Annotated in this window: 11 protein-coding genes; 1 reads left to right on the top strand and 10 read right to left on the bottom strand. The window is 59.5% G+C overall.

The window, feature by feature from the left end; translation table 11 throughout:
• Window positions 1-27 precede the first annotated feature (27 nt).
• The 6 genes from AW06_RS01475 to AW06_RS01450 all read right to left on the bottom strand — a co-directional run bounded on the left by AW06_RS01475 (window position 28) and on the right by AW06_RS01450 (window position 7,817).
• The gene (locus tag AW06_RS01475; RefSeq protein ID WP_034944464.1) at window positions 28-2,412 is read right to left on the bottom strand and encodes a 3-hydroxyacyl-CoA dehydrogenase NAD-binding domain-containing protein; all 2,385 of its coding nucleotides are present in this window, start codon (window positions 2,410-2,412) and stop codon (window positions 28-30) included.
• Window positions 2,413-2,526: 114 nt separating this feature from the next.
• Window positions 2,527-3,372 (bottom strand): poly(3-hydroxyalkanoate) depolymerase, encoded by an 846-nt coding sequence (gene phaZ, locus AW06_RS01470; RefSeq protein ID WP_034944540.1) that lies wholly within the window; start codon window positions 3,370-3,372, stop codon window positions 2,527-2,529.
• Window positions 3,373-3,495: 123 nt separating this feature from the next.
• Window positions 3,496-5,181: an alpha/beta fold hydrolase gene (locus AW06_RS01465; RefSeq protein ID WP_034944463.1), complete on the bottom strand. Its 1,686-nt coding sequence runs from the start codon at window positions 5,179-5,181 to the stop codon at window positions 3,496-3,498.
• Window positions 5,182-5,270: 89 nt separating this feature from the next.
• Window positions 5,271-6,884, bottom strand: a complete 1,614-nt coding sequence (locus AW06_RS01460) for a long-chain-fatty-acid--CoA ligase (protein ID WP_034944462.1) — start codon at window positions 6,882-6,884, stop codon at window positions 5,271-5,273.
• A gap of 64 nt (window positions 6,885-6,948) precedes the next feature.
• Window positions 6,949-7,365, bottom strand: a complete 417-nt coding sequence (locus AW06_RS01455) for a MaoC family dehydratase (protein WP_034944461.1) — start codon at window positions 7,363-7,365, stop codon at window positions 6,949-6,951.
• Between the two features lie 11 nt (window positions 7,366-7,376).
• Window positions 7,377-7,817: a MaoC family dehydratase N-terminal domain-containing protein gene (locus AW06_RS01450; protein WP_034944460.1), complete on the bottom strand. Its 441-nt coding sequence runs from the start codon at window positions 7,815-7,817 to the stop codon at window positions 7,377-7,379.
• Window positions 7,818-7,998: 181 nt separating this feature from the next.
• On the opposite strand from AW06_RS01450, the gene AW06_RS19635 reads away from it, so the two are divergent.
• Complete coding sequence (locus tag AW06_RS19635; RefSeq protein ID WP_273704277.1) at window positions 7,999-9,018, top strand: AraC family transcriptional regulator; 1,020 nt, start codon at window positions 7,999-8,001, stop codon at window positions 9,016-9,018.
• A gap of 51 nt (window positions 9,019-9,069) precedes the next feature.
• Here the strand turns inward: AW06_RS19635 and pcaF are convergent, their stop codons facing one another.
• The 4 genes from pcaF to paaN form a co-directional block, all read right to left on the bottom strand.
• Window positions 9,070-10,275 (bottom strand): 3-oxoadipyl-CoA thiolase, encoded by a 1,206-nt coding sequence (gene pcaF / locus AW06_RS01440; RefSeq protein WP_034944459.1) that lies wholly within the window; start codon window positions 10,273-10,275, stop codon window positions 9,070-9,072.
• Window positions 10,268-11,593, bottom strand: a complete 1,326-nt coding sequence (gene paaK / locus AW06_RS01435; RefSeq protein WP_034944458.1) for a phenylacetate--CoA ligase PaaK — start codon at window positions 11,591-11,593, stop codon at window positions 10,268-10,270. The genes pcaF and paaK overlap by 8 nt, the downstream gene beginning before the upstream one ends.
• A 181-nt stretch (window positions 11,594-11,774) precedes the next feature.
• Complete coding sequence (gene paaG, locus AW06_RS01430; protein WP_034944457.1) at window positions 11,775-12,566, bottom strand: 2-(1,2-epoxy-1,2-dihydrophenyl)acetyl-CoA isomerase PaaG; 792 nt, start codon at window positions 12,564-12,566, stop codon at window positions 11,775-11,777.
• A gap of 240 nt (window positions 12,567-12,806) precedes the next feature.
• The gene (gene paaN / locus AW06_RS01425) at window positions 12,807-14,468 is read right to left on the bottom strand and encodes a phenylacetic acid degradation protein PaaN (protein WP_034944455.1); all 1,662 of its coding nucleotides are present in this window, start codon (window positions 14,466-14,468) and stop codon (window positions 12,807-12,809) included.
• Window positions 14,469-14,529: the final 61 nt, after the last annotated feature.

Genomic DNA, 14,529 nt, shown 5'->3' with positions numbered 1-14,529 from the left:
CCGAAAATCAACGTAAATCATGGTCGCTCAATTGCGCAGGGGCTTGCCGTTCTCGAGCATGTAGGTCATACGCTGCTGCGTCTTCTCGTTCTTCAGCAGCTCGACGAACTGACGACGCTCGATGCCGAGCAGCCAATCTTCATCGACCAGCGTTCCCGGGTCGACGTCACCGCCGCAGAGCACCAGGGCCGACGCTTCGGAAACCACATAATCGTGCGCGCTCATGAATCCGCCTTCGCGCAGGTTCACCAAATCCATGTGCAAGGTCGCATTGCCGGGACGGCCAACCACCTTGATCGCGCGCGCCGGCATGGGCGGCCGATAAGCCCCTTCGAACATCGCCCGGGCCTGACGGATGGCAACGTAAGGGAGCTCGCGCGCGTTGAACAGGACGGTGTCGCTCTCCGCCGCAAAACCCATGCTCTTGGCATCGATAGCGTTTTTCGAGGTCATGCCGCGGATGATCGAACCGAAGGCTTTCTGGATCTCTTCCCAGGGGTCCTGCCGGCCCCGGCGCATGGCTGCTTCGGATGCCCGACGCGCCATTTCCTTGCAGCCGCCACCCGCCGGGATCAGACCGACACCCGCTTCAACCAGCCCGATGTAGCTCTCCAGCGCCATGACGCGGTGCGCGCAATGCATCGCCACTTCGGCTCCACCACCGAAGGCCATCCCATCCACCGCAGCAACCGTCGGCACCTGGGCAAAGCGTAGTGCCTTGGTGGCGCCCTGGAAATGGGCAACCACCTTGTCGAGTTCATCCCATTTTTCTGCCTTGACCAGTTGCATCACCTCGAGCAGATTGGCACCGACTGCGAACGGAGCGTCGTGATAGACGACCAGGCCATCGAAATCGGCTTCGGCCATCGCCACGGCCTGGTAAATTCCTTCGACGACCTCCTTGCCAAGCGAATGCATCTTGCTCTTGAACGACAGAACGGCGATGCGCGAATCCACCTTGGGCATGCGCCAGATACGCACGCTGTCATTCTCCATCAAGGTTTCGCCACGCTCGTGTTGCTCGCCGACGATCAGGTCGGGAAACAGTTGGCGACCATAGACCGGCAGACTCGAACGGGCCTTGAGCGCGTTCTCGGCCGCCGAATAGGAGCCTTCGGCCTGGTGTACATGGTCGCGTGCGGCAACCCAGGCGGGTAGCGGGGCGTTCGACATCGCCTTGCCAGCGGCAATGTCCTGTGCGATGGCTTCGGCGATGGCCTGCCAACCAGCGGACTGCCAGATCTCGAAGGGGCCTTGTGCCCAGCCGTAACCCCAGCGCATGGCAAAGTCCACGTCGCGAGCGTTATCGGCAATCTCTGCCAGATGATAGGCGCAGTAATGAAAGACATCGCGGAACATCGCCCACAGGAACTGCGCCTGCGGATGGGCACTGGCACGCAAGGCGGCGAAACGTTCCGCGGCATTCCGGTTCTTGAGAATCTGTTCGACTTCCGGAGCGACACCGGCGCCTGCCGGCTGATAATCCAGCGACGCCATATCGAGTACCTGAATGTCGCGTCCCACCTTGCGGAAAACGCCGCCACCCGCCTTCTGACCCAGCGCGCCTTTGCCAATCAAGGCAGCTAACCACGCCGGGACCTTGAAGTGCTCGCGCCAAGGATCATTGGGCAGGGTCTGCTGCTGTGAATCGGTTACGTGCGCCAGCGTGTCGAGACCGATCACGTCAGCGGTGCGATAGGTAGCGCTCTTGGGCCGGCCAATGCGCGGCCCGGTGAGGGCGTCGACTTCGTCGAACCCGAGCTTGAACTGCTCGGTGTGATACATGACCGCCAGAATCGAGAAAAGGCCCACCCGGTTGGCGACAAAACTCGGCGTATCCTTGGCACGAACGACCCCCTTGCCCATGCGGGTCACCAGCCAGGATTCGAGCGCGTCGAACATGGCTGCATCGGTCGCCGCAGCCGGGATCAACTCGACCAGCTGCATGTAGCGCGGCGGGTTGAAGAAGTGCACCCCGCAGAAGCGCGACCGGCGCTCGGCCGGAAAAGCCTCGGACAACTGGTTGATCGAAATGCCGGAAGTATTCGAAGCGACGATGGCCTGGTCGCTCAGATGCGGCGCAATCTTGTGATACAGGTCGACCTTCCATTCAATCTTTTCCGATATCGCCTCAATGACCAGATCGCATTCGCGCAATTTATCGAGATGCTGGTCATAGTTGCCGACATCGATATTCACCAGCCGGTCTCTGGTCACCAGCGGTGCCGGTTGCATTCTCTTCAACCCCTCGACAGCTTTCCTGACGATGCCGTTGGGATCACCATCCCTGGCTGCCAGATCGAACAAAATGACCGGCACGTCTGCGTTGGCCAAGTGCGCCGCGATCTGCGCGCCCATCACGCCGGAACCAAGAACTGCCGCTCTGCGAATAACAAGACGTTGCGAACTCATGCTTCTCCTCCAAAAAAACGGCGTATCGCGCCGCTCAAGAAAATGGCCTGGCGCTCCGGCACGCGAGCATTGCGGTTGGAGCCACCAAGCGCAATAGCAATCAATGACCGACCTTCACCGTGGATATGCGACCGGCAGGAGTGCCGGCTGAGCCGCCGTGCCACGGTGCTCATCGAGAAAGCGACGGATGATCGGCACGGCCATTTCGGCCTGAGTGACCAGAAAGAGATGCCCGCAATCCAGCTCCACCAACTCGGCATTGGGAATCAGGGCCTTCATGATCTTCCCGTTCACCGCTGGCACCAGAGGGTCATCACTACCCACCATGATCAGCGTCGGCTGCTTTACCGTGAACAGCCAATGGACACTGGTCCAGCCCCAGATGGCGTACATCTGTCCGAGGTAGCCGAGCGTGTGGGGGGGAACGATCTCGCTCATGTGCTGCCGGGCATACTCCGGGTTCTTGCGGAATACCCCCCCGTAGATGGTGCCAGCGTGCTTCACGATCGACTCCGCATCGTTGAACCGGCTCGATGACATCAGCTTCCACAAGGCGCGCAGGTCGCCCGGCACGGCGAACATACCGGTAGACGTCGCGGCCAGGATCAGGCGACGGCAGCGACCCGGAAAACTATGCGCGAACTGCTGCGCCAGAGCCCCTCCCCATGACACACCGAGCACGTCAACCTGCCCGTAGCCCAACTGGGTCAACATGCCCGCCACCAGCTTCGCGAAACCGCCCATTCTCAACGGCATGACCGGCGTCGCCGAGGCACCGGTTCCCGGCGCGTCGAAGGCAATCACTTCGGTGTCGGGCAATTGTTCGGCAAAAGGCCGCAGCACCTCGATACTGCCCCCAATTCCATTGATCAGCAGTAGTGGCGTGCCCCCTTGTCGATCCGAGGGCCAGACGGCCACACGAATCCGCTGTTTTCCTACATCGACCATCCTGATTTTCATTGTCAACCCCTTGCCAAAAGCAACGCCGAACTGCCGGCGTCGCGACTGCAGATTGCCTACCACAAGACATCGCAGGCTCAGGCCGGCAAGCTTCGTCGCCGACCGACCAGCCCTGGTGTTCGATCAGGGCTCCAGAACATAGGTACCCGGTGCCGGATCCATCGGCTTGTGCGATGCGCTACCCAATCCCTTCGGTGCGGCAACCAACTCACCCGAACGCTCGTTCAGCCAGACGATCCATCTGTCCCACCAACTGCCCTGATTGGTCGTGGCACCTGCCAACCACTCCTCGGGATCGGCCAGGCGTGCCGGATTGGTGAAATAAATGGACTTCTTGTTGCCCGGCGGGTTGATCATCGCCTGGATGTGTCCGCTGTTGCTCAGCACGAACTCGCACTTGCCACCGAAGAACATCGTGGACTCATAGCAGTTCTTCCACGGCGTAATGTGATCGGTGTCGCCGGCCATGGCAAAAACGTCGCAGTCGACCTTCTTCAGGTCGATTGGAATACCGCCCGACTCGAACTCACCAGGGTGGGCGAGATACTTCCTGGCGACGATGTCCATCAATTCCGTGTGGAATTTCGAAGTCAGGCGGGTATTGTCGCAGTTCCAGTATAGGATATCGAAGGCCGGCGGCTTGTTGCCCATCAGGTAATTGTTGACCCAGTAGCTCCAGACCAGATCATTCGGACGAAGCCAGGCGAACATCCTGGCCATTTCCTTGCCATCCAGGACCCCCTTTTTCGCCGTGTGTTTGCGAGCCTTGTTCAGGAGCCCTTCGGTCGCCATCATCCCCATGATCGAGTCTGTGGGCATATAAAGAATGGTCACGTTGAGCGTAAAGGAATTGACCAGGCGTTCCTGGCGCGCCGCCATCTGCGCCAGCATCACCGAGCCGATGATCCCACCTGCACAGCCCCCCCATATGTTGCAGTCTTTTGCCCCCGAAATTTCCAGCGCGGCCAGCAACGCCTCGCGAGCGGAACTGGCATAGGTGTTGAAGTCCCAGTCGCAATGCTCTGGTTTTGGATTACGCCAACTGATGATGAAGACTTGCTGCCCCTTTTGCAGGAGATAGCGAATCATGCTCTTCTCCGGCGTCAAATCCATGATATAGAACTTGTTGATCGGAGGCGGCAGCATGAAGAAGGGTCGTTGGTGAACCTGAGGGACCAACGGCTTGTATTGAATGAGTTCGACGAGATCGTTACGGAACACCACGGCACCTTCGGTAGTGGCGAGATTCTCGCCCACCTTGAAGGCGCTCTTGTCGACCATGCTGGGCATCCCGCCTTCATTGACCAGATCGTGCAGCATGTTCTTGGCGCCCCTCTTGAAGCTTTCGCCGCCGGTCTCGAGCATCTTCTTGAGTGCTGCCGGATGGGCCATGCTATTGGTTGGCGAGAACGCGTCCGTGAACAACGAAATGAAGAAGCGAGCACGCTCACGGTCGGTCTCGTCGACCTTCAGGTCGTCGATCACCGATTGCCAGTAAGCATTGTTGGCCAGATACGCCTGCATCGTCCGCCGATACATCGGGTTATCATGCCAGGCGGGGTCGGCAAAACGCCGATCGGTCTTGTCCGGGGCAAGTGTCGAATTCCCGGCCAGAATCTTGAACATCTCGCCTGCCAGCGAGGCCTGATGCTTGAAAACACTCACCGGGTCACGAAAGGGTGACGCGAGAACTGCCTTCAGTGTTTCCTTGAAGCCCCGACTTTCAAATCCCAGATCCGGCGGCACCCAACCAATGATGTCTTCAGCATTTTCCACCATTGCCTTGTCCGTTTTAGCAACCCTACTCATGGCCTTTTCCTTTCATTGAATCGCCATATACCACCTGAAGTCCGACCCGTCGGAGCATGCCTTTTGGCAAGACCCAAGCCGTTGCGGAGCTATTCGCCCTCTGCGGGCAGTTGAAAATCCCGATATTGCTTGCGGAGTGTGAGTTTCGAGAGTTTGCCCGTCGCGGTCATCGGCAACTCCGGAACGAAGCGAACATCGTCAGGAATCCACCACTTGGCAACCTTGCCCTCGAACCAGGCAAGCAGCTCTTGTTTGCTGATGGATTGGCCCGGTCTCATCACCGCGACCAGCAATGGGCGCTCACCCCACTTGATGCTGGCAACACCAATGGCCGCGGCCATCGCCACCGCCGGATGCAATGTGGCGATGTTCTCCAGTTCGATTGAACTGATCCATTCCCCCCCGCTCTTGATCATGTCCTTCGAACGGTCGGTAATCCTGAGGTAGCCTTCCCCATCGATCGCCGCGATGTCGCCCGTGGGGAACCAGCCGTCGATCAGAGCGCTCCGATCACTCTTGAAATAGGTATCTACCGTCCACAATCCGCGAACCTGGAGTTCACCGACGGATTGCCCATCGCATGGCACGGCTTCCCCCTCTTTCCCGACCAGACGCAGGTCGACGCCAAATAGCGGCCGACCGTGATTGGTCTTGAACTCCAGCAACTGGTCAGTGCTCCACTTGGCGTGCTTACGCTTGGTCGTCGTCAGCGTGCCGATCGGGCTGAGTTCGGTCATCCCCCAACCGGGCAGGGCCTCGACGCCATAGTCGTGCCACATGGTACGAATAATCGAAAACGGGCAGGATGAGCCGCCCACGAGAAATCGCCGCAAACTGCCAAATTGGAGTCCGTGCGCTTGCATGTAATCGATCACCCCTTGCCATACGGTTGGCACCGCACCGGCAAAAGTCACTCCCTCGGCTTCGAACAGCCGGTACAGGCTCTCGCCATCCGTATTCATCCCGGCAAGGACCAGCTTGCTGCCGACCATCGGACAGGTGTAGGGAAGACCCCAGCCATTGGCGTGAAACATCGGCACGATCGGGCAGACGACCTCTCTGGCCGAAATCGACAAGGCGTCGGGCAAGGCCGTCGCCAGGCTGTGCAGCAAGGTCGTGCGATGCGAGAACAGAACACCCTTGGGGTTGCCGGTCGTTCCGGAGGTGTAGCAGAGCAGACAAGCCGTATTCTCGTCGAACGATGGCCACTCCAACCGACTCGGCTGACGCGTCAGCAGTGCCTCGTAAGACTGAGCGAAAGGCGTATCCGCCGGGATGCTTTCCGCCTCGACCAAGGCAACCCAATACTTCACCCCCGGACAGCGATGTCGCAGTTCGGCGACCAGAGGGGCAAAAGAGGCGTCGAAGAAGAGTGCCACGTCGTCGGCGTGGTTGATGATGTAGACGATTTGCTCGTGAAACAGGCGTGGATTGATCGTGTGGCAAACCGAACCAAGACAGGGAATCGCAAAATACAATTCCAGGTGCCGATAGGTGTTCCAGCCCAGGGTAGCAATGCACGCGCCCTCCCCCAGGCCGAGGTCCAGCAGCGCTCTTGCCGTCTGCCGCACACGCTGCGCGAGATCGCGGTAGGTGTAGCGATGAACCTGGCCCGCAGGCATTCGGCTGACGATCTCTTCGTCGCCGTGATACTTTTCGGCGTGAGTCAACACGCTGGAGAGCAGTAGCGGCTCCTTCATCATTTGTGCCAGCACGATCGTTTTCTCCTGGTTCTTGCTCGTCGCAGTCGGATGACCAGCATGCCCCTCAGGGCAAACAGACCACTGCCTCGCCAGCAATCTTGACTTCGCCCTCCTGATTACGGGTCTGGATCTCCAGCTTGACCCGCCGCTCGCCGTTTTCTTCGAAGATCTCGAGCACCCGTCCGCCACAGGTCACGCGGTCGCCAAGATGAGTGATCCCCAAAAAGCGCACCGACCAGGTACGCAACTGCGACTGCGGTACCCAGGCAGTCAGCAGGCGCCCGAGCCAGGCCATGCTCAGCATGCCATGCGCGAACACGTCGGGCATTCCCGCCTTGCGCGCAAAATCGATGTCGACATGAATCGGGTTGTGATCGCCGGATGCGCCGGCGAACAAGGCCAGCGTCGTACGCGTGACCGGCGGCAGTTTCAACTCGGGAATGACATCGCCCACATTGATCACCATATTCTGTTCGACCATCTCACCCTCTCCTAATTGCGAACCACAATGACACTACGGAACTCTGCCGCCAACTCACCGCTGGCGTTGGTGACACTCGAATCACGGACGATGAACTCCAAGGCTCCGCCCTTCTTGTCGTAGATGTCGGAAATCCTCGAACATACCGTGACCGTCTCGCCGGCACAGACCGGCTGGTGATAGGTGTAGCCCTGCTCGCCATGCAGGATTTTTCCCAGCGACACGCCCATTTTTGCCAAGGTACTGAACAGTTCATTCGAGTCCAGATCAGCCGCCAACAGGAAAGTCGGGGGTACCGGCAAGTCGCGGTAACCAGCCGCCTGTGCCGCTTTCTGATCCAGATAGATCGGATTGCTTTCGCCGATCGCCTGCGCGAAGAATTTCAATCTTCCTCTTTCAATATCAAAGCTTACTTCTGGTCCTGTGTAGCCAATCCACTTCTTGTCGATCATCGCTGCCTCCCAAAATCGGGTCTCACCCGCAGGTGTCCTGCCTTACCCGGTTGTCAATAACTACCCTGTGTTGTCAATGTCCACATCGCAAATGCTAAAGCAAAGGACTGCCCGAACGCCATTGCACCGAACGCCTAAAAATTGCAAAATTTGCCAAAATTTCCCAGGAACTTTGGACACCATGAACTCGCCTCCGATCTCCGTACACATCGGCTTCGTACGTGAAACGCTGGGTGGACTCAAACTCCGCCAGCAAGATCCGCAGCCGTTTCTGGAACATGCGAATATCCCGCGCGAGTTGATCGAATTACCATTGGCACGCATCTCCGGAACCCAATACCAAACCCTGGTACTTTCGCTGATGGACGAGCTGGACGATGAAATGATGGGCCACCTTGCCAAGCCGCTGCGACGAGGTTCCTTCGTCTTCCTTGCCCGTGCATCGCTGTTTGGTGCCCTGTCGCTATACGTGGTACTGGCACGCTGGGTCAAAGCCCACCGCCTGCTGACCGACGAGATTCACCTGAACTTCCGAAAGGAAGGCGATGTTGCCTGGATCACCTTGACCGGGCCCTCCTCCCGCTCTCAACAACACCCGACTTTCCTCCCGGTCGTTTATTTCAAAAGCCTGCATATCCTTGCTTCTTGGCTCATCGGCGAACGCATCAAATTGACGGCAGTACGTTTCGCGGGGCCGTGTCCGATACACGGGGACGAATACGCTCGTTTGTTCCCTGGCGAAATTGCCTTTTCCGCACCCGTATCGGCCATGGGCATCCCGGTGCCTTACCTTGACCGGGCAGTCAGCCAGGACGTCGACTCTCTACACCAGTTCCTGCGCGCCGCACCGGGAAATCTGCTGTGGCAATATCGCGCCACCGACCTGCTCAGCGAGAAGATCCGAGCCATCCTGAAAGATGCGCTGCCGGCGCATGTGGACATCGCCGAAGCGGCACAAGCGGTCGGGTTTTCGCAGCGCACCTTGCACCGCAGGCTGATTGGCGAAGGCACCAACTTCCAGGAAATCAAGGACGGTCTGCGCCGCGACGTCGCGATCGACTGCCTCGATCACTCTCGTCTGTCGATCGAGGAAATCGCCGAACACATCGGTTTTTCGGATGCTGCCGCTTTCTACCGGGCGTTCAAGACCTGGACCGGCGTGGCTCCCGGCGTCTATCGGCAGCGCACGCTGAAAACCTGATCCAGGCAATCACCGGGCGGCAAGTGCCCGACCGCCGCCCGACAAGACCACTCAGACCCGTTCCAGCAACATCGCAATGCCTTGTCCGACACCGATGCACATCGTACATAGGGCATAACGGCCACCGCGTCGCTGCAGCTCGTAGGTAGCCGTTGTCGCCAGCCTTGCCCCGCTCATTCCCAGAGGATGGCCAATGGCGATGGCGCCACCATTGGGATTAACCTGTTCGGCATCATCGGGCAGGCCCAATTGCCGCAACACGGCCAGCCCCTGCGCTGCAAACGCTTCGTTCAGCTCGATCAAATCGATGTCCATGAGATCGATACCCAGGCGCGCGAGCAGCTTGCGCGTCGCGGGTGCCGGCCCGATCCCCATGATGCGCGGTGGAACGCCGGCGACTGCAGCGCCGACGATGCGCGCCTTGGGAACCAGGCCATGACGCGCCGCCGACGCCTCGCTGGCAACAAGCAGCGCACATGCGCCATCATTGACTCCGGACGCGTTACCGGCAGTGATCGTACCGCCACTCTTGACCACTCCTTTCAGCGCCGCCAGCGCTTCCAGCGTCACCTCCGGACGTGCATGCTCATCACGAACAAATCGTTTGGGCTCGCCCTTCTGTTGCGCAATCTCGACGGCCAGAATCTCGTCCGCGAAACGGCCGGCAGCGTCGGCAGCCGCCCAGCGCTGCTGGCTACGCCACGCGAATGCATCCTGATCGCTGCGGCTGATGGCAAACTCGGCAGCGACGTTCTCGGCCGTTTCTGGCATCGAGTCGATCCCGTACGCGGCCTTCATTTTCGGGTTAACAAAACGCCAGCCGATGGTCGTATCAAATACTTCAAGGCTGCGCTGAAAAGCGCTGGCGGCCTTGCCCATGACGAACGGTGCCCGCGACATGCTTTCGACACCGCCGGCAATCATCAGGTCCGCTTCCCTGGAGCGAATCGCGCGTGCGGCCTGGGCAATCGCGTCCAGACCGGAACCGCATAAGCGATTGAGCGTGCTTCCCGGGACATCCACTGGCAGACCCGCAAGAAGAACGGCCATGCGCGCCACATCGCGATTGTCCTCACCGGCCTGATTGGCGCATCCATAGACGACGTCATCGACCTGCTCCCAGGCGACACCCGGATTGCGCTCGACCAGGGCCCGAATCGGCAGGCTAGCCAGATCGTCGGCCCGTAAAGTGGCCAGGCTGCCCCCATAGCGACCGACCGGCGTTCGCACTGCGTCGCAGATGAACGCTTCAGCCATTACCCAACCTCTTGTCGATGACCCGCTTGGCCTTGCCCACCAAGGTTCGGGTGATCGAGTTTGGCGGCAGGACCTGAACCTGGGTCGATACGCCGATCAGCGACTTGATGGTCTGCTGCAAACGTCGTCCCACGCTTGCGACGTCGGCCGGGGACATTTGCTTGGCGACGCCTGGCTGCAGTTCACACAGCACTTCCATTTGGTCCATGAGGCCATCGCGGGACACCACGATCTGGTATTGCCCGGATAATTTGTCGTCGCGAAGGATCATTTCCTCGATCTGTGTCGGGAATACGTTCACCCCACGGATGATCAACATGTCGTCGGAACGCCCGACGATTTTCGCCAGCCGACGGAAGGAACGCGCCGTCGGGGGCAGCAAACGGGTCAGGTCGCGAGTCCGGTAGCGAATGACCGGGAAAGCCTCCTTGGTCAGAGAGGTGAACACCAGTTCGCCCTCCTCGCCATCGGCACACACTTCACCGGTCTCCGGGTTGATCACTTCAGGGTAGAAATGGTCTTCCCATATCACCGGGCCATCTTTCGTTTCCACGCATTCACTAGCCACGCCGGGGCCGATGACCTCCGAAAGACCATAGATATCCACCGCATCAAGACCCATCTTGGATTCGATTTCGCGACGCATTTCATTGGTCCAGGGTTCGGCCCCGAAAATTCCCAACTTGAGCGAGCAGTCGCGACCGTCAAGGCCCTGATTTGCGAACTCTTCGGCGATCACCAGCATGTACGAAGGGGTCACCATGATGATGTCGGGCTTAAAATCCTGAATGATCTGGACCTGTTTTTCGGTATTACCGCCGGACATTGGAATCACAGTACAACCCAGGCGCTCGGCACCATAGTGCGCACCCAGGCCACCGGTGAATAGTCCGTAACCGTAAGTCACGTGCACGATGTCGCCGGGCCGCCCACCAGCTGCGCGGATCGACCGCGCCACGACATTGGCCCACATGTCTATGTCGTTACGGGTATACCCGACCACCACCGGTTTGCCGGTGGTTCCCGACGAGGCGTGCACGCGCACCACTTTCTCGCGCGGCACTGCAAACAAGCCAAAAGGATAGTTGTCCCGCAAATCAACCTTGGTCGTGAACGGGAACTTCGCCAGGTCTTCAAGACTGCGCAAGTCGTCCGGATGGACACCCGCAGCGGAAAACGTCCGTTGGTAGTGCGGAACGTTGTCATACGCATGCTTCAGGCTCCACTTCAAGCGCTGCAATTGCAATGCCGAGATCTCGTCGCGGCTGGCGGTTTCAATGGGCTCCAAATCTCCCGGCTGGGGGGTTTTGCTGGTCACGATCTCCTCCTTGTTAGTAATATGACGGAATACGATTCCTTCCGTGACGCTGGATGAATCTGCTGCTGTAACTGCGGCAGGCGAAATATCCTCTTGTTGCGCCATCGGATGGATACTTCGCAGCCTCACTGACGCCTCACCGTGAGCATGGCGCCAGCCGTGTTACCAGTGGGCGGACGGCCTATTCGCCGGTATACCGCGGCGACCGCTTTTCCATGAAGGCACTGACGCCTTCCCGATAATCGTCACTGTGACCGAGTTCGCGCATGAAGTCGCGTTCGAGGTCGAGTTGCTGCTCCAGAGTGTTGAGATGGCTGGCGCGCATCGCCTGCCGCGTGCGGACCAGCGCCTTGGTCGGAGCCAGTGCGAGTTGTGCGGCCAGACGGTCCACTGTCTCAGCGAACTGCGCGTCATCGACACATGACCAGATCAAGCCCCATGCGGCCGCCTGTTCGGCTGCAAGCTTGTCTCCGAGCAATGCCAGCCCCATTGCGCGTGCAACGCCGATGCGCTGCGGCAATACGTAAGTCCCCCCCGTATCCGGGATCAGACCGATCTTGCTGAATGACTGGATGAAGGATGCGGAACGGCTGGCCACAACCAGGTCGCAGGCCAGAGCAAGGTTGGCACCCGCCCCGGCGGCAACGCCATTCACCGCACAGATCGTGGGCATCGCCAGATTCTGGAGCGCCAGGACGAGCGGTTTGTAATTGTTCTCGACGCTGGCTCCCAGATCCACCGGGGCCTCTCCAGGCAAGACACTTCGATCGGCCAGGTCCTGACCGGCGCAGAAACCTCTGCCAGCGCCACTGAGAACGAAGACGCGCGCCGTTCTGTCCTCGCGGAGCAGCGCCAGGGCCGCCCTCACTTCCGCGTGCATCTGTTCGGTAAAACTGTTGAGGCGATCCGGTCGATTCAGCGTCAGACGCGCCACTCCGTCCACAACGGAGAAAAGAATAGTCTCGAAAGCCATGCACACCCCTTTCATTCACCAGGTTGTTGGGCAAGATCCCGGCCCAGGAACGTTCTCCGTGCTCGCCAGCTGGCGGAGGAACGCTTTCGGCCACGGACCACTTCACTCTCGGTCTCGGTCTCTGCGCAACCACAGTGCACCGTCGGATGACCCTTGCAGACCAGCCTATTGGCTTCAGCGGCCGGCGGCGCGCCCTGCATGCACCGCGGCCTTCGACCCAAGCGCCAGACCCGTGAAGCGCTAGACGTGATAACGCCTTTGTACGACACGGAAACGGCTGGCGACGAATGCGGCATCGGCATAACAGGTCGTTGCCGCAGGATTGCCCCCGGTCGCATGGTAGTCAGAAAAAGCGGCTGACTGGTTGACATAAACCGCGCTGGTCAGGTTGATCGACAGTGCCACCTTGGCACGGCAAGTCGCAGCGGTCACGGCTTCGACCACTTCGGGTTGCGTCGAATAGAGACCAACCGTCAAGGCACCGTGTTCATGCACCAGGCGCTCCGACAACGCGACAGCGGCAGTACTGTTCTGCACACGGACTAGAAAGCTGATCGGGCCAAAGCGCTCCTGCATGTAGGCCCCTTCATCGGCAGCATCACATTTGAGAATGATGGGCGTGCGGACTTCTGCCATGGGATATTCCGCGTGCTCGATCTTGCGCGAAGCGACCACGACCTCGCCAAGCGCCGCCGCGTCGGCCAGCCGGGCCAGAGTGTCGGACGATTGAATGGCGCCGAGAACCGCAGTAGCGATTTCGGGTTTCGCCAATAAGCCGTCAAGCGCTGCCCCGAGATCCGCGCCAATCTGGTCGAAGCTCTTGTGCCCTTCATCGGTTTCAATGCCATCCGCCGGCACGATGATCGCTTGCGTCGTCGTACACATCTGCCCGGAGTAGAGCGCCAAGGTGAAAGCCAGATTCTTCAACATTCCCTTGTAGTCATCGGTGGATTCAATGATCACGTTGTTCACACCCGCCAGCTCTGCATACACCTGTGCCTGTCGACAATGTTCCTTCAACCATTCCCCAAAGGCATTACTGCCGGTGAAATCTACAGACTTCACCGCCGGATTGACCGCCAGCGCCTGCGTCGTCTTGCGGTCCGAGGTCACCGCAAGCGTCACCAGATTCGGATCGATGCCGTTTTCCGCCAGTACTTCGCGGATGATCCTGACCGATATCGCCGCCGGCAGGATGGCGTTTTCATGCGGCTTGACAATCACGGCATTGCCTGTCGCCAGCGCTGCGAAAAGACCCGGATAGGTATTCCAGGTCGGGAAGGTCCCGCAACCAATCACCAAGGCCACGCCACGGCCAACAATCTCGAAGTGCTTGCGCATCGTCAGCGGTGGGTTCTTGCCCTGAGGTTTTTCCCAAAGCGCTTCGTTCGGCACAAAGGACATCTCTCGCCAGGCATAGGCAAGCGCCTCCAATCCGCGGTCCTGCGCATGCGGCCCGCCGGCCTGGAATGCCATCATCCAGCCTTGCCCGGTGGTCATCATCACCGCATGGGCAATCTCGAAGCTGCGCTGATTGATGCGCTGCAGCGCCTCAAGGCAAATTCCGGTACGGCCGTCGGCACCGACCTTCTGCCATGCCGGCATGGCCGCTAGACCGGCATCGATGAGCGCCTGCGGATCGCATTCCGGATAGCTGATCGACAGTTCCACGCCGTAAGGCGAACGTTCGGACGCCACCGCCCCGATCCGCCCCGGCATGTCAAGCAAAAACTCCTGACCACGCAAGGCATCGATGGCGGCCTTGCCATCCTGCATCGCTGTTTCCCCATAGACCTTGGGGCTCGGCATCTCGGAATACGCTGACCAGTAGCCGCGAACACGAATCGCTTCAAGGGCGGCATCCAGAGTTGCACGGTGCCTTTCAAACAAGGGGTGAGCCATAGTTCCTCCACATAGTTTTACATCAACGCCTCGCCCTCGCCAACGGCTCAATCAGGGCGGC

It is taken from the genome of Candidatus Accumulibacter cognatus, from assembly GCF_000584975.1.
Classification (GTDB): Bacteria; Pseudomonadota; Gammaproteobacteria; order Burkholderiales; family Rhodocyclaceae; genus Accumulibacter; species Accumulibacter cognatus.
Note: the sequence above shows the minus strand (reverse complement) of the source record. Positions and strands in the feature narration are given on the sequence as shown.